Annotated in this window: 15 protein-coding genes and 1 other annotated feature; of the genes, 3 read left to right on the top strand and 12 right to left on the bottom strand. The window is 44.1% G+C overall.

The window, feature by feature from the left end; genetic code table 11:
• The first annotated feature begins 8 nt into the window (after window positions 1-8).
• Entirely contained in the window at window positions 9-230 is a 222-nt protein-coding gene (locus tag TY16_RS25980) for a DeoR family transcriptional regulator (RefSeq protein WP_081773086.1), read from the top strand.
• Window positions 231-388: 158 nt separating this feature from the next.
• On the opposite strand, the gene TY16_RS23060 is transcribed toward TY16_RS25980, so the two are convergent.
• Window positions 389-1,108 (bottom strand): pseudouridine synthase, encoded by a 720-nt coding sequence (locus TY16_RS23060; RefSeq protein ID WP_043934060.1) that lies wholly within the window; start codon window positions 1,106-1,108, stop codon window positions 389-391.
• 41 nt (window positions 1,109-1,149) lie between these two features.
• Entirely contained in the window at window positions 1,150-2,751 is a 1,602-nt protein-coding gene (locus TY16_RS23055) for a putative polysaccharide biosynthesis protein (protein ID WP_043934059.1), read from the bottom strand.
• A 228-nt stretch (window positions 2,752-2,979) separates the two neighbouring features.
• Here TY16_RS23055 and TY16_RS23050 point away from each other — a divergent pair, with 228 nt between their 5' ends.
• Complete coding sequence (locus TY16_RS23050) at window positions 2,980-4,251, top strand: NAD(P)/FAD-dependent oxidoreductase (RefSeq protein WP_043934058.1); 1,272 nt, start codon at window positions 2,980-2,982, stop codon at window positions 4,249-4,251.
• 412 nt (window positions 4,252-4,663) lie between these two features.
• Here the strand turns inward: TY16_RS23050 and TY16_RS23045 are convergent, their stop codons facing one another.
• Window positions 4,664-4,846, bottom strand: a complete 183-nt coding sequence (locus tag TY16_RS23045; protein ID WP_043934057.1) for a sporulation protein Cse60 — start codon at window positions 4,844-4,846, stop codon at window positions 4,664-4,666.
• Window positions 4,847-4,956: 110 nt separating this feature from the next.
• Here TY16_RS23045 and TY16_RS23040 point away from each other — a divergent pair, with 110 nt between their 5' ends.
• Complete coding sequence (locus TY16_RS23040) at window positions 4,957-5,211, top strand: alpha/beta-type small acid-soluble spore protein (protein WP_043934056.1); 255 nt, start codon at window positions 4,957-4,959, stop codon at window positions 5,209-5,211.
• Between the two features lie 142 nt (window positions 5,212-5,353).
• On the opposite strand, the gene TY16_RS23035 is transcribed toward TY16_RS23040, so the two are convergent.
• The 9 genes from TY16_RS23035 to TY16_RS22995 form a co-directional block, all read right to left on the bottom strand.
• Window positions 5,354-5,668 carry a rhodanese-like domain-containing protein gene (locus TY16_RS23035; protein ID WP_043934055.1) on the bottom strand — a complete coding sequence of 105 codons (315 nt, stop codon included), beginning with the start codon at window positions 5,666-5,668 and terminating at the stop codon, window positions 5,354-5,356.
• A gap of 126 nt (window positions 5,669-5,794) precedes the next feature.
• Entirely contained in the window at window positions 5,795-8,206 is a 2,412-nt protein-coding gene (gene leuS / locus TY16_RS23030) for a leucine--tRNA ligase (RefSeq protein ID WP_043934054.1), read from the bottom strand.
• Window positions 8,207-8,362: 156 nt separating this feature from the next.
• Window positions 8,363-8,583 (bottom strand) — a binding site (T-box leader).
• 245 nt (window positions 8,584-8,828) lie between these two features.
• Complete coding sequence (locus tag TY16_RS23025) at window positions 8,829-10,016, bottom strand: MDR family MFS transporter (RefSeq protein ID WP_043934053.1); 1,188 nt, start codon at window positions 10,014-10,016, stop codon at window positions 8,829-8,831.
• A gap of 672 nt (window positions 10,017-10,688) precedes the next feature.
• Entirely contained in the window at window positions 10,689-12,131 is a 1,443-nt protein-coding gene (locus tag TY16_RS23020) for an ammonia-forming cytochrome c nitrite reductase subunit c552 (protein WP_043934052.1), read from the bottom strand.
• Between the two features lie 2 nt (window positions 12,132-12,133).
• On the bottom strand, window positions 12,134-12,649 hold the full coding sequence (locus tag TY16_RS23015) for a NapC/NirT family cytochrome c (RefSeq protein ID WP_043934051.1): 516 nt from the start codon (window positions 12,647-12,649) through the stop codon (window positions 12,134-12,136).
• A gap of 104 nt (window positions 12,650-12,753) precedes the next feature.
• Window positions 12,754-13,071 carry a hypothetical protein gene (locus TY16_RS23010; protein ID WP_043934050.1) on the bottom strand — a complete coding sequence of 106 codons (318 nt, stop codon included), beginning with the start codon at window positions 13,069-13,071 and terminating at the stop codon, window positions 12,754-12,756.
• Window positions 13,072-13,096: 25 nt separating this feature from the next.
• Entirely contained in the window at window positions 13,097-13,588 is a 492-nt protein-coding gene (locus tag TY16_RS23005) for a cytochrome c-type biogenesis protein CcmH (RefSeq protein ID WP_052342838.1), read from the bottom strand.
• Window positions 13,588-15,570, bottom strand: coding sequence for a heme lyase CcmF/NrfE family subunit (locus tag TY16_RS23000; RefSeq protein WP_043934049.1), 1,983 nt, complete (start codon window positions 15,568-15,570; stop codon window positions 13,588-13,590). The genes TY16_RS23005 and TY16_RS23000 overlap by 1 nt, the downstream gene beginning before the upstream one ends.
• A gap of 22 nt (window positions 15,571-15,592) precedes the next feature.
• Window positions 15,593-16,552: a hypothetical protein gene (locus tag TY16_RS22995; protein WP_043934048.1), complete on the bottom strand. Its 960-nt coding sequence runs from the start codon at window positions 16,550-16,552 to the stop codon at window positions 15,593-15,595.
• Window positions 16,553-16,644 lie beyond the last annotated feature (92 nt).

The raw sequence follows: 16,644 nt of genomic DNA, 5'->3' as shown, positions 1-16,644 counted from the left end.
GTGGTTTTTTGAAACCTTCGACTAACCGTATGTTGAACCGCATCAAGTGCATCTACATGTTCATCTCAAAGAATGGGACTGTATCAACCCAGGACCTTGTAGAGGAATTCGGCATCACTCCTCGTACCATTCAGCGTGACTTAAACGTCCTAGCCTACAACGACCTCGTCAAAAGCACGAGCCGGGGCAAATGGACAACCACCCAGAAAAAAGTAAAAATGTCCTCTTAACAGGTATACAAAACACTTCAATAACTTAAGCGTTAATTAAAACGCTCCTCCTGCAGAAAACCGCCAATTTTGGCGGTTTTCTCTTGTTTATATGGCTGTAAGTCTCCATTGAAAAATAAACAACTGGCCGGGTCCACCCCCGGTCCATCTTGTTAATTTTATTCAGGCTGGTAACTCATCAGGTTTTCTAATTCCTCGTCAGTCAATTCCCGATATTCACCGAGTTCGAGAGTTTCATCAAGTAGAAGCGGGCCCATTGAAATTCGTTTCAGGTAGACAACACGCTTCCCTACAGACTGGAACATTCTCTTAACTTGATGGAATTTACCCTCTGTTATTGTCAATTCAATATCGGACATCATACCTGATTTTAAGATTTTTAATTCACCTGGTTTCGTATGATAACCATCTTCAAGGGTAACTCCCTTAGAGAACGCCTCCACATCTTCTTCGGTTACTTCCCCTTCTATAACAGCAAAATATGTTTTAGGAACATGTTTTTTTGGTGAAAGCAGGCGATGTGATAACTGTCCGTCATTTGTAATCAATAAAAGTCCCTCGGTATCCTTGTCCAGCCTTCCAACCGGGAAAGGTTCAAATACCTGATCTTCCAACTCGAGCAAATCTATGACTGTTTCGTCCCGGTTGTCTTCCGTCGCTGATATAACGCCCGGTGGTTTATTCATCATCAGATAAACAAACTCCCTGTACTCTATTTCAGTTCCATTGACCGTGACTGTGTCTTGTTCCGGGTCAATATGCTGCTTTGCATCCTTAATAGAAGTTCCATTTACTTTAACGGTGCCGCTTTTCAGGAGCTGCTTAACTTCCTTCCTGCTTCCATAGCCAAGATTGGCGAGCATTTTATCTATTCGCAAAGGAACTCACTCCTCATCTTTTATCGTCGCTATCTTGAAATCTAGACCCGTATCCTCAGTTTACCCAGCAGCCTGTCAACCTTGTCCCCAAATAGGAAGTAAATTAAGCGGGTTTTAATGGAAAGGTAAAAATACACAGCCCCTCCCACAAGTGCTGTTACAGCAATAAGAATTAAGGACTCCCATTCGACCTCTGGTGAAAGGTAGTTCGATAGGAGCCGGTATGTGACAGCTGAGGCTGCGAGCATGAGGCCACCAAAGATAACAATTAATAAACTCCGGCGAAACACCAGCCTAAACCGGTACCCTGAATATTTTTTAATAATAATTAAATTAATCAGGATAGCCGCCCCGTAGCCTAAAGCGGTAGCCGCAATGGCACCATCAGTTTCGAACGCCTTAATAAGCGGGATATTGAAGGTCAGCTTTATCAACAACCCTGTCAGCAAGCTTAAAATGGTCCATTTCTGCTCATTGATTCCTTGAAGAATCGCTGCCGTTACAGAGAACAAGGCAAATAAAATCGCAACCGGCGCATACATTTTCAGCACCTCAGTTCCAAGTTCCATAGGACCGTAGAATACGGTATAAAAAGGCTCGGCAAGCAGTGCAAGTCCCGCGGCTGCAGGCAGCGTCAGGAATAATAGCACCTGGAACGTCTGGTTCAGCTGAAAATTAAGACCCTTTCTGTCCCCCTCAACAAATGCTTTTGTAACACTCGGTACAAGTGTCAACGAAAATGCAGTCGCAAGCGAAACTGGTATGATGACTAGTTTGTGGGATTGGAAATTCAGAATAGAAAATGCGTCGCCGGCATCTTTAGCCTTCACCCCGGCTTGAACCAATGCATTCTCGAACGTAAGCTGATCAATAAATTGAAATAGCGGATTTGCAATCCCAACAAGTACAAACGGAGCTGCATATATCAGAATCTCCTTGTACATCTCTTTTAAAGAGATATTCACTGTACCCTTATCTTGTTCAAGTAATTTATCAAGGCCGGGTTTTCGTTTAATCCAATACCAGATCAACACGAACAGACTGCCAATGGCCCCTATAAAGGCAGCAAAGGTAGCTGCTCTTACAGCATCTACTGTATCACCGTCCATGAACTTCAAAATGATGAAAGCTCCGGCCAAAACAAAGGTAATCCTTACTACCTGTTCTACAACCTGTGAGACTGCAGACGGTCCCATTGACTGATGTCCCTGAAAAAAGCCACGGATCATACTCATAAAAGGAACAACAATCAAAGCAAACGAGACAGCCCGGATGACTGAAATAATGTCTTCTGCTGGCTGTGTTTTTCCCTGCGCCAAAAGCGGAGCCGAAAAATACAGAATGAGAAATGAAAGAATTCCAGTACATAGCATGACGACCAACCCGGATTTAAAAAGCCTTCTTCCAACCGCATATTCTTCAAGTGCATTATATTTTGCTATGAATTTTGAGACAGCAAGAGGTATGCCTGCGGTCGCAATGCTGATGAAAATTGTATAAGGAATATACGAATATTGGTATAAAGCTGTCCCGTCCAACCCAACAAGCCTGGTAAACGGAATAACATAAAATAACCCGAGCATCTTGGAAATCATGGTTCCAAGAGTCAGGATAAACGTTCCTCTAATAAGCTTTGATGACATAAAATCCCTTCTTACTTTAGAAATGAGCAAATACCCGCAATCACACTGGATACAGGTAGTTATAAAAACACGCTAATTAGTAGTGTACCTTTCTTTTCCCCAATTCGCCACTGCCACTCCTTACATTTCGATTAATTTCGGATTTGGTCACAATTACAGAGTATGCTTATAATAATAAGAAACCAGTAAATAATGTAACTGGATAATTAATAAAGTTGGTGTTGTAAAATGAAATACGATGTTATTGTCATTGGCGGAGGCCCATCTGGTCTGATGGCTGCGGCTGCGGCTGGGGCAAAAGGCGCTAAGGTTCTGCTTATTGATAAAGGAGACAAACTTGGAAGAAAGCTGGCCATTTCCGGCGGAGGGCGCTGCAATGTCACGAATAGGCTTCCTGTTGATGAAATCATCAAGCATATTCCCGGAAACGGCCGATTTTTATACAGCGGTTTCTCTCTCTTCAGCAATGAGGACATTATTGCTTTTTTCGAAGGGCTCGGAATTCAGTTGAAGGAAGAAGACCACGGTAGGATGTTCCCTGTAACAGACAAGGCACAATCCGTTGTTGATGCGCTTTTGGGTAAGCTGGAGGAGTTGAAGGTTAAGATTTTTACTAACTCACCTGTCCGGGATTTACTGTTTGAAGAAGGGCGTACAACAGGCGTTTTGCTTGCAAATGGAACAAAAATAGAAGCAGATGCTGTCGTCGTTGCAGTCGGAGGAAAGTCAGTACCGCATACAGGTTCAACCGGAGATGGATATGCATGGGCAAAAAAGGCCGGCCATACAATTACCGAACTTTTCCCAACCGAAGTTCCCGTCACATCCTCTGAACCATTTATAAAAAAGAAAGAATTACAAGGTTTGGCGCTTAGAGGTGCAGCCGTAAGCGTCCTAAATCAGAAAGGCAAACCGCTCGTCACTCACAGGATGGACATGCTGTTCACCCATTTCGGAGTCAGCGGTCCGGCCGTCCTCCGTTGCAGCCAGTTTGTTGTCAAAGCATTAAGGAAGTGGGACCTTAAGGAAGTTCAAATGCAAATCGATGCAATCCCTGACAAAAATGCAGAAGAGCTGTTTCAGGAAACAATTTCAGTAATAAAAGGAGAGCCTAAAAAAAGCATTAAGAACCTGTTGAAGGGGCTCCTCCCTGAGAGGTATCTTTTATTCTTGCTTGAACGCTGCGATATTGACCCTTCAGCCTCTGCCGGTGAAGTACCTCACGACAAAATCAGGAGCTTTTGTAAAATGTGCAAGCAATTCATTTTTAATGTTAACGGCACTCTCCCTTTGGAAAAAGCTTTTGTTACCGGCGGCGGCGTTTCTGTAAAAGAAATAGAACCGCAGACAATGGCCTCAAAGAAAATGGATGGATTGTATTTTTGCGGTGAAATTCTAGATATCCATGGCTATACCGGCGGCTACAATATAACAGCTGCGTTTGTTACCGGCAGGCTTGCAGGTGGAAGCGCGGCGGGGTATGCCCGTGAAGTGAAGTAAGTTGTTATAAATATACTAAGTAAAAATGCTGCTCCAAACGGTCAAAGAAAATGGACCCGGGGCAGCATTCTATTTTAAGAATTGTGGTCTTGATTTCGTACTGGTCTTGTTTCCATTATACCTCGAAACTTTTCATGGACATTTTATCTAACTGACAGCTTCAAATTGTACTCGAAAACTACTTTTCAAGGACATTTCACCTGTCCGACAGCTTTAAAATGTACTTGAAAACCAATTTCAGGGACATTTTACCTGCCCGACAGTTTCAAAATGTACTCGAAAAAATTTCAAAAGATTCCCTATTTTTAGTGTAGAAACCGTCTGATTTTTTAGCATTTTGTCCGCTAATCTTCTACCGTTTCAATTGTGTCCTATTATTTTGATACATCTCTGATTAATTTCTTACTTAATCCTAGGCTCTATAGATAACCATAGCTGAAAAGCAATAAATTTGGTCATCGTCATCCTCATGCATAGCAGCCACATTGTATTTAATATCATATAGCTTTTTTTCATCAAGATTCCTCAGGAAAAGGTTCATCTCCTTTTCCAAATCTGCTTCATGCTCCTTATCGAAAAGCTTTACCTGAATCATCCTCTTCCCTCCTTTACTATTTTCATTTTTCCCAAAATTCAACCATTTTATAAGTCATCTGGATAAGCTTGATTCGTTTGCAGCAAAATAAGCCCAAGGAGGCTGAAAACATGAGCAGGCGTCGAAATAAAATTTTGGTTCCTGAAGCAAGACAGGAGCTCGATCAATTAAAGGCAAAAGTGGTGGGTGCTGACAGGCCGGAGGATGCAAAGTATGAAGCGGCAAAAGAAGTCGGTGTTCATTTGGAACATGGCTACAATGGCCGTATTGCTGCTCAGGATGCGGGTAAAGTTGGCGGAAGGCTAGGCGGCAGCATGGTGAAAGAAATGGTACGGATGGCAATGGAAAATATGAAGAAGCACTAAATACGGACTCCACGTGCTATATGGAAAAAAGAAGAGTGCTCCTAAAGTAGTAAGAAAGAGCACTCTTTATTCGAGATTTGTTCTTTTAAAAGAACAAAAAATTTCAATCTACAATTTATCGGTCAAACCTCTTGCGGAACCTTTAAAAATTGGCCTCAACTTCGCCTTCCCAGCTAAGCATGCCGCCTTCCATATTGACCACCTTATACCCTTGGTCCTGCAAGTAATGGCAAACGTTTAGGCTTCTGCGACCGGAACGGCAAACGAAGATGTATTCCTTATCTTTATCGAGTTGGTCCATGCTTTCAGGAATTTCGCCCATCTTAATATGCTTTGCGCCAGGAATCATCCCGTAGGCAACTTCCTCGTCTTCTCTCACATCAATAACTTCAAGCTTTTCCCCAGCTTCAAGCTTTTTTTCCAATTCTTCTGGAGAGATTGTTTTAATTTCCTCCATTCAACTTACACCCCTTTTTCGGAAAAACATCCCCCGGTTTTCCGGAGGATGCTCAAACTATTTTTCCCATACAGTTTCCCATAATCCAGCCTTCACAGCCATTATTATGCTTCTGAACCGTGAAAATTAATTCGCTACAATATTAACGAGCTTGCCAGGAACTGCGATTACCTTGCGGATAGTCTTGCCTTCAAGTTCGGAGCTGATTTCTTTCTTCGCCAGCTCTTCCATCGCTTCCCTGGTTGCATCGGCAGCAATCATAACCTTCTTTTTAACCTTGCCGTTGAGTTGGACGACGATTTCAACTTCATTCTCAACAAGCTTGGATTCATCGAAAGTTGGCCATGGCTCGTATGAAATTGTATTTGTATGGCCAAGTTTTTCCCATAGCTCTTCTGCGACGTGTGGAGCAACAGGAGAAAGAAGTTTTACGAAGCCTTCCACAAACTCCTTTGGAAGTACTTCAGTCTTATAGGCCTCATTGATGAAGACCATCAACTGCGAGATACCCGTATTAAAGCGCAGCCCTTCGTAGTCTTCGGTAACCTTTTTGACTGTCTGGTGGTAAACCCGCTCAAGATTGTCAGCCGAAGCACCTTTCTGGATTTTCTTGCTTACAGAGCCATCAGTCTCAATAAACAGACGCCATATACGGTCCAGGAACCTGCGGGCACCATCGAGGCCATTTGTTGACCAAGCAACAGATGCATCAAGCGGTCCCATGAACATTTCATAAAGGCGCAATGTGTCTGCTCCATGAGTCTCAACAATATGGTCAGGGTTTACGACATTCCCTTTTGATTTACTCATCTTCTCATTGTTTTCACCAAGAATCATGCCCTGGTTAAATAGCTTTTGGAATGGCTCTTTAGTCGGAACAACGCCGATATCGTAAAGGAACTTATGCCAGAAGCGGGCATATAGCAGGTGAAGCACCGCATGCTCTGCACCGCCAATATAGATGTCAACCGGAAGCCATTCTTTTAACTTTTCAGGATCGGCAAGCTGCTTATCATTCTTCGGATCAATGTAACGCAGGAAGTACCAGCAGCTTCCGCCCCATTGCGGCATCGTATTCGTTTCACGGCGGCCCTTCTTGCCAGTTTCAGGGTCGACGACATTCACCCAGTCTGCAATATTGGCAAGTGGTGATTCACCTGTGCCTGAAGGCTTAATATCAGTCGTTTTCGGTAAAACAAGCGGCAGCTGGTCTTCAGGAACAGCAGTGCTTGTGCCATCTTCCCAATGGATGATTGGAATCGGTTCACCCCAATAACGCTGGCGGCTGAACAGCCAATCACGAAGGCGGTACGTTATCTTCTTCGTGCCTATACCTTTTTCCTCAAGCCATGCAATCATATCGCGGATGGCGTCAGGTTTGTTCAAGCCATTAAGGAAGCCGGAATTCACATGCTCGCCATCGCCTGTGTAGGCTTCTTTATCAACATCTCCTCCGGCAACAACCTCCACAATCGGAAGGCCGAACTGTTTTGCAAACTCATAGTCACGCTCATCGTGCGCTGGCACCGCCATAATGGCACCAGTGCCGTAGCTTGCAAGGACATAATCCGCAATCCAGATAGGCATTTCTTCATCATTAACAGGGTTGATGGCGTATGCACCTGTGAAGACACCGGTCTTTTCTTTCGCAAGATCAGTCCGCTCAAGGTCGCTCTTTGCCTTTACCTTATCGATGTACGCCTGAACAGCCTCTTTTTGATCCGGAGTTGTAATTTCTTCAACTAGCGCATGTTCAGGAGCAAGTACTGCATAAGTTGCACCGAAAAGTGTATCCGGACGGGTCGTGAAAACCTTAAATGTTCCATCATGGCCTTTAATATTGAAAGTAACTTCCGCACCCTCGGAACGGCCGATCCAATTGCGCTGCATATCCTTCAGGCTTTCAGGCCAATCCAGCTCTTCAAGGTCTTCAAGCAAACGATCTGCATATTCAGTAATACGAAGCACCCACTGCCTCATCGGGCGGCGCTCAACAGGATGCCCTCCGCGTTCACTCTTGCCATCAATTACTTCCTCATTCGCAAGTACAGTTCCAAGTGCCGGACACCAGTTAACCGGAACTTCATCAACATAGGCAAGGCCCTTTTCATAAAGCTTCAAGAATATCCATTGAGTCCACTTATAATAGTCAGGATCGGTCGTGCTGAATTCACGGTCCCAATCGTAGGAGAACCCAAGCGATTTGATTTGGCGGCGGAACGTATCAATATTTTTCTTTGTAAATTCCGCAGGATCATTTCCTGTATCCAATGCGTATTGCTCTGCAGGAAGTCCGAAAGCATCCCAGCCCATTGGATGAAGCACGTTGTAGCCCTGCATTCGTTTCATTCGCGAAAGGATATCAGTAGCGGTATAGCCTTCCGGATGGCCCACGTGCAGCCCGGCTCCGGATGGGTACGGGAACATATCAAGCGCATAGAACTTCGGCTTGCCTTTCTCCTCCGTGGTTTTAAATGTTTTTTCTGATTCCCAAATCTTTTGCCACTTTTTTTCTATTTCCCTGTGGTTGAAGTTCATTTGGATTCCTCCCTAATTACTTAATTTTCTTCGGCCTCTTGCCGATTTCCTTTTTGTTAAAAAGAATCTGCTTCACTCAGCACATCAAGCTGGAGTGCCAACTGGGTGCTTCGGCGGCATTTTCTTTTTAAAAACAAAAAATCCCCACATCCCTACAAAAGGGACGAGAGGATATATGTATCTTCCCGCGGTACCACCCACATTAGTGTGCAAACACTCGCTTCATTCATCCTTAACGCGGAAAACGGCAGACATTACTGTTACTTCACGCCTGCGGCTCAAAGGCGAGTTCATGAATGTCCCGGCCGGCTTTCACCAACCGCCAGCTCTCTACTAGGCGGGACGCTTTCACTACTGCTCCTTCTCACTGCCATGTTATTTATATGGGATTGAGATAGTGTTATTTTATATAAAATCTCTGCTGGATGCAAGCAAACTGTCGAAAAATGGGCTCTATGCGAAGATGTTTGCATATTTCGGGAATTGAAAACGAGAATCCCGTCTGTTTCGTTACTTTATCTGATTCTTTTACAGTTATTACCGATTTTGTTTCAATTCATTCAAAGCCAATATAGAGAATTTCAAAAAGATGCCCCACCTAAACTGGCAGGGCTGTAAAGTATTAAGACATTTTAACTGTTTGTTTTGATTCTTTAATTCCTCTGTCGTATATAAGTGTTGTGACAATTGAAGCAGCGAAAAGCCCAATCATGATGATGAATAGCATTGACATTCCATACAAGTCAACAAGAATTCCGCCGAGCAATGGGCCAATCATTCTGCCGCCAGTCGCTGTGCTGTTAACAATTCCCTGGTAGAAGCCCTCTCGTCCTTTAGGTGCGAGCTCACTGGCAATTGCTGGCACTGCCGGCCAAATAAGCATTTCCCCGGCAGTCAGGATGATCATCCCAGCCATAAAGCCGGAAAAGCTGTTAGAGTATGCCGCTACAATGAAAGATACAGCAAAAATCACCATTCCGAGCACTATTTGAGCTTTAAGTGAACGATTGAACCATTTTAGGAAACGGTTTAAGAACGGCTGTCCAAGAACAATTAGCGCACCATTCACAGTCCATAAAAGGCTGTACTGGGTGAGAGACACATTAATTTCCTGGGTATAGGAAGCAATCGTTGTTTGCCACTGAACATAAGCGACCCAGCAAAGCAGGTATCCAATGCAAACAATCAATAAAGCATGAAGGATTTTGTTCCCTTTGAATCTCGGAGAATTTTCCTGTAAGACGGAAGACTGGGCTCCGCTTGCCACTTTGATTCCCTTGTAGCCAAAAACGGCAATGACGAAAAACACAACATACATGATTAGGTTTGCCAGGAATATTAGCTCAAAGGAAATGCCTGCGACGATTCCCCCAAGAGCGGACCCAACAGCAACACCAAGATTTTGGGCAACGTATATCGCATTAAAAGCCCTTCTGCCTCCGTCTGGCCAAACCGACCCGGACATGGCATACATTGCAGGAAAAATAATTCCTGAACCAAATCCGGCGATCGTCAGGAAAATGACATATTGTGGCCAGTCATGCCAGAGCGTCAGCCCGGCCACTGCCATCAAAGATATGCCGATTCCCAGTAAAATAGATTTATAGCCCCCGATGCGGTCGAATAGGCTGCCTCCAACCAGGTTGCCAGCAACACTTGCCGCTGAATTTAGCATCAGTACGAACCCGGCGGTCGACAGCGACTTCCCGAGGTAATCATGAATATATATAGAATTTAATGGCCATAAAAACGAGGAGCCAATGACATTGACAACCATCCCGATAATTAAGAGCCATAACGAACGTGGCATACTGAAACTCCTTTACTAGTAATACTTTTTTCAGACGCTTAGATGCCTCAGAGGCCAGTTACGTCGAGCTATCTTATTTTTCTCGACACTTCGATACCTGACGAGACCAGTTACGTCGAGTACATACTTTTTTTCTCGAAGATCTATACAGGACCAGTTACGTGTAGTCCTGGTGATGGCAAAAAACAGTGAAATTGCTACGTAAATAGATTGCCCCGATAAAAAAGCACCAAGAGTTATTCTATTCCTTTTAAGGCCGCCATGCAATGAATTTTTCTGCATTATTCTTGACAAGGACACAAAGGTTATCAGTATTTAAAACTATTGCATTTTATATAATATTAAGGCTATTTAGATTGCCATTCTAATCAAGTATTTTATAGCCATAATAAGGACTTCTATTGACGTCGTTTCAGCATTTTGTAACCGGCGAAATGTTCTCAAGAATTTCTATTGGCATCATTTTAGCATTCGAGAAGGGGCCAAACGTTCCAAAGAACCCCTATTGGCATTATTTCAGCACTTGGGAAGTAGCGAAACGATTCCAAGAGGGTTCATTTGTATCAGTTCTAAACTGAGATAAAATCGTAAACTAACAGTAATGAGATAAGAGGCTTCCCAAATCAAAAAGCACTGCTCCAAAATTGGAACAGTGCTTTCCGTAGTCTGTTATTACTTCTTAGGAGCTGCCGGAACCACAGGCTGCTGTGGAGGGAACTCTTCGTTAATTGCGTGGTCCTTCTTCTTCTTGTTGTCTTTTTCGCTTGTTACTGCTTTCTTGGCTTTTTCAATATCTTCTTTCAGCTTATCGATATTGACGCCTTTCTTAACAAGCTCTTCAGTTGCGATCATGATAGCCTTATTGGATTCTTCAAGTGAAATAGCAAGTGAATCCATCGAGCCCTGTGGATTGTGGAAACCTGCAGAGCTTTCAGCAGCAACGATATCCCAGAACCATTGACCCTTCCTCACATGTTCCTGTGCAGCTTTAACCTTATCAGAGCTTACCTTGGATGTAATCATCTTGTTCACATAATAGTGAGCGGATAGAGAAACATCTTCAGCAGTATGAAGCTGATCCATATGTGTATCCTGAATCTCTGTTACACGGCCTTTTAGCTTATCAAGGTCACGGTCACCGTGGCACTGGCCGCAGGATGTGTCCATAGTTTTAAGCGGTGAAGTCCACCAGTGGGATGAAATTTTGCGTTTTCCGTCTACACGCTCGTATGGCATATGGCAGTCTGCACAGGCTACGTTAGCCTTGCCGTGTGTACCTTCAACAAATGTTTCATAGTCCGGGTGCTGAGCTTTCAGCATTGGTGTCCCGGAAATATTATGAACCCAGTCTTTTTCAAAACCGTTTTCTTTTGCAGTAGTATTATAGTATTCGTACATATCTTCAGGCTTAAATCCATTTTTCCAAGGGAACGTTACTTCGCTGTTGTTCGCATCAAAGTAATATTCAACATGGCACTGTCCACAAACATAGCTGCGCATATCGTTCTTGGTTGCTTTTGAAATATCTACGCCTTTGCTCTCCATCGCTTTTGTAAAGCTTGGACGGGTAATGCGAAGATCCATTGTTTGCGGGTCATGGCAGTCTGAGCAGCCGATTGGCGAATGGCCCATTGCTTCCCCTTTAGGGAAAATTTCATTTTTAAAATTGCCGCCCCAGTAATCGTCGCCCATTTCCTCGATCATTTGTGGAACAGCAGTTGATTTACATGTATAACAGGAGCCAACTGATTTATCAGTAATACGGGCTACATTCTCAATATCTTCAAGAGCATACACGTGGCCGCGGTCTTCATTATATTCAGTCGCAAAGCCGTAACCATTGAATAAGATTGGAAGATATGGTTCTTTATCAGCGTCGTACTTGGAACGCTTTACTGATCCGCTGTATTTTGTATCTTCCATTTTTTCATTCTTCATATAGCTATTATATTGAAGCGGAAACATATCCTTAAATGCTTCATTTGATATTTCATCCTTCGAGAGACCTGTCGTCTTGGCCTTGGCGCCAGCCGTTTGTTCCTGGGAACTGCAGCCGGACACGATTAGAATGACAGCCAGAAGCATCAGGTACGCTCCTAAGCGGAACTTACTCATTCTTAAAATCCTCCCTTATTTTCAAGCAGCTCACCTGATACTGGCGGCTCGTTGAATTTATCTTCTGATTTAAAGTTCTTCCCATGCGGTACTAGCCTGTGGCATGTTGTACAGCTTTCCTTTGCATCATGCTCGACATTGGTAAGTGTGCTTTCATGGCATTTCACACAGTTCCCTTCAACCCACTCCTCTGTCTTGTCCGTGGCATGGAGAACCTGCGGAATCTTCTCAGTGCCAAGTGTGTTGTAATAAATATGCCCCATACCAGCCTTGCCTTTATTAAATAATTTTCCTACCTCACTGTCGTGCGGCAAGTGGCAATCATTACAGGCTAATTCAGAATGGGTTGAATCAACAAACGATCCATACGCAGAGTCCATGATATGGCAGCTCTGGCAGAAATCTGGCGAGTCCAAGTACTCCATTCCTTTTACAGAAACAGCAGACAGGACAATCCCCGCGAACAGCGCGACGAATATAAGTATCTTTTTGTCTATCGCCAATAATTTCTTAAACATTCTTTCACCTCCCCAGGTAAATGTTTAATCTATTAAAACACCTATGTGTTCTAACCAAGTTTGAGTTGCTTTCTCAGGCTGAGCTTGTTTTAGTGATGCCGCCTTCATTTTTCCGGCTGGCGTGCTTCGCGGCGTATCTCTTTCAGCGCTTCGAGGATGTCTTCATCCGCTTTGTTTTTCTGTTCGATCGCTTCAGCCGCAATTCGATAATAAGAATCTTTAAGGCTTCCAAAGTCTTCTGCGGAAATCTTGTTCATTAACGCATCCATTTCCAATTCGTTTACAGCTTCATATACGGATTCAAGGTCGAAACTCTCTTTGCTGAAAAGAGGAGCGGCATTTTTTTCTGTAAAAAAGGGACTAAGAATCAGGTAGAGGCAGACGGCAATCATTAATGTACTTGAAAGTATAATGAACAGCATCTACACCAATCCTCCCTCTCTGTTGTTAAAAGTGCCTTTTCCGCTCATTGTCCAGCGTTTTTTCAAAGCTCGAAAATTCATTGCTGGTGTGAGGCGACATTTCCTCACCTGTGGATGGCTTTACAGATTTAGCTGTGGTCACCCTTCTGATGGCAATCGATACGGCCGCACCTCCCGCAAGTACTCCGGCACCTGGGATTAGCCAGGAAAGCAGCCCGGTTCCTTGCCTTTCAGGAATCTTAAGCGCCTGAGGGCCAAGCTCATCTGTGTAATGCTTGATAATTTCATCCGGTTTCATGCCTTCGTTAAGCATGTCAAGCACTTCACTGTTGTACACTTTCCTTACCTTGCAGGTAGTAAGTTCGTGCTCTGAATGGCCATCCATATGTAGCAGGCCCACCACTTCCCTGAATTCAGGGGAATTGGCAGTATAGGCGGCCAAAGCTGCCGAGGGTAAAAGAACCAGCAACAGTGCAGCCAGAACCGATGCATTTTTTACTAGTCCATACCTGCCCATCAGGACGCCCGCCTTTCTGTGATATACTGAACAATTGATTGACCTGCCATCCGCCTGCCACCAAACAATGCTATTAGAATCCCAACAAGCATGATGTAACCGCCTGCCCAAATCCAGCTAATGAACGGATTCACCCGGGCCAGTATTGTGATTTTATTCTTGGTTTCCCATGAACTGAGAACAACATACAAGTCCTCATTCCAATGTGACTGTACAGCTACTTCAGTGGAAGGCTCAGCCCAGTTATCGTAGTAGATTTTTTCCGGATAAACCGAATCAAGCTCTTTTCCATCGCGGATAACTGCCATTTCAGCGTACAAAATGTCACGGTCGCTTTTTTCGATCTCCTGGAACCTTTTGAAGGTGAGTTCGTATCCGCCAATTTCGATGCTTTCTCCTCGATTCACTGTTTTAATGACTTCCAGAGGATAGGCCTGTGAGCTAATCACCCCGACCGCCAGCACACCAATGCCAATATGGACGATATAGCCTCCGTACCTGCGGCTGTTTTTCTTAAAAAGCTTCAATGCAGCAAGGATATAATTCTCAGAAGTTGCCTTTCGTCGAGCTTTTATGCCATTGGCTATTTCCGCCACATGTGTTGAAAGCATGAACATACAGGCTGATATACCGATAATGGCAAAAGCACCTTCAACACCGTTAATAATCAGCAGTACTGCAAATACTGTTGCCGCAGCCAGCGGCCAGCGAATCTGCCTAAGAAAGCGTGCGGGGCTTGCTTTTTGCCAAGGAATGACCGGGCAGGCCGCCATCAACAGGATGAGCCCGAGCAGGATCGGCGCCATCACCTTGTTGAAATACGGTGCCCCTGTATTTATTTTTGTACCAATAAAGGTTTCTGAAAGAAGCGGGAATACGGTTCCCCAGAAAACTGCGAAGGCGGCAGCCAGCAGGATATAATTATTAAGCAGGAAACTGCTTTCCTTCGAAAAAATTGATGTAACGGGAACACTCTTTGCATTAATAAGCCCATATCTTGAAACGACCAGGTAAGCTGCAAACAAGACCATAAAGGCGAGGAATATAAAGAAGTAAGTTCCCAGAACGCTATCCGCAAACGCATGTACACTTGTCAGGATGCCGCTCCGTACTAGGAACGTTCCAAATAGAGTCAGCCCATAGGAGAGGATGACCAGGATCAGGTTCCATTTTCTCAGCATATTTTTACGTTCCTGAATCATCACTGAATGAAGCAATGCTGATACTGTCAACCACGGCATGAAGGAAGCGTTTTCGACCGGGTCCCATGCCCAGTAACCACCCCAGCCGAGCTCAACATATGCCCACCAGGCACCAATCAGGTTGCCCGCTGTCAGGAACAGCCACGCTGTCAGTGTCCATCTTCTCGTCAGCCTGAGCCAGGACGAGTCCATGTTCTTCAACATGAGGGATGCCATTGCATAGGCAAAGGGAACTGCGAGCCCAACATAACCAAGATAAAGTGTGACCGGATGAAGAACCATTCCCGGATTTTGAAGCATTGGATTTAATCCGTTGCCATCCTCAGGCACTGTTACCGACATCTCAAACGGATTTGCCAGAACCAGCATAACAATGAAGAAAAACAACAAGTTCATTGCGAGAACCGCGAGTGCGTAAGGTTTGTATGGATTGTTTCTGCCTGTTGATAATGCGACGACAGCTGTATAGATAGCCAGCAGCGCCGTCCAAAGAAGAAGCGATCCGGCGTTGCCAGCCCAAAAGGCAGTCATTTTATAAATAAGCGGCAACGAATCATTTGTATAGGAAGCCACATACGTGAATTCATAATGGCCTGTAGCCAGGAAGTAAATCAGGAAAGCAGATGCTGCCAGGGCCGAAACAAGAATACCGAGCACACCGCCCTTTGCACTATCCAGCCATTGGGTGCTCCGCTTCCTGATTCCAAAAACTATCGCGGTAAGGGTATAGGCGGAAAGCATGATACCAAGCACTAACGATAAATTTCCGACTACATACATGCTGCCGCCCTCCCCGCTGCCTCTAACTCTTTAATTTCTTTTGCAATTCGTTGTATTCATCTTCAGTAATCGAGCCATCAATCAGCATTTTGCGAAGCTGAGCTTTCTTAAACCCGGATACATCGGCTTCAATCACAGCTTCAGGCAGAGCTTTCTGGCGCCTTTTAAGGAATAAAAGCAACAATCCTGCAGTAAGGATACTAGCTGCGGAAATACCTGCGATTGTAAGGCCAAGAGGAACTTTATCCGTCTTGATGGCTTTTGTCGGGGATTGTTTACCGACTTTTGATTCCATCAGTTCATTTGTTGTTTTCGTTTCTTTACGGTCGTAGGAAAGTTTGACATTGAACTCCTGGCCCGGCTTCATTGATTTACCTTGGTAGATATGCTTAGTCAACCCGTATGTGTCACCATGCGGCGTTTCGGTTGGAACAGGGTCAAGCTTTACCTTTGAAGATTCCATTGGTTCCACGACAGCGAGATTGAACATTGTAATATCTGTAAAGCTTGTGAATGTATAGTTCAGAGATTTTGATTCTTTGTCATTTTTTATAGCATCTGTATAAAATTCAATAATGAATTTATATTGTTCGTTTGGTCCAATCTCCATGCTCGTTTCCCAGGCTATCGTCCCTTTTTCTTTATCCAGCTCATATTCAATCTCGAACATTTGAGACAGGTCACTGGCATAATCCGCTACAAAGCCAATCCGGAAATTCTTTTCTTCTACAGGCAGCGGAATCTCAATTTTCCCCTTTTGAGCTTTATCCGAAGAATTAATCAGGCTGCCCTGGTAACCAATTAACAAAGAGGGCTGAGCCTTATCCTTATCCTGATCCTCAGGATGTTTTGCAAACTCCGGGAGAACTTGGACTGTCAGTTCTTCAAGCTTTAGAACATTCTCATTCTTTTCTTCTGCAAAAGCCGATCCCGGCAACATTAAAATAAAACAGATGAGTATGCTTGCTAATTTCTTGCCCATCTTGCCACTTCCTTTCCATGGGCTTGCTTTACGCGAATATTTTTTTGCCTACGCAAGTAAGAAACATTCAAGTTGATATCTTATTTAAACCA

Origin of the sequence: Bacillus sp. EB01 (assembly GCF_000613125.1) — a bacterium.
In the GTDB taxonomy this organism is placed as follows: domain Bacteria; phylum Bacillota; class Bacilli; order Bacillales; family Cytobacillaceae; genus Bacillus_D.
This window is presented reverse-complemented; position numbering and strand designations above follow the sequence as displayed.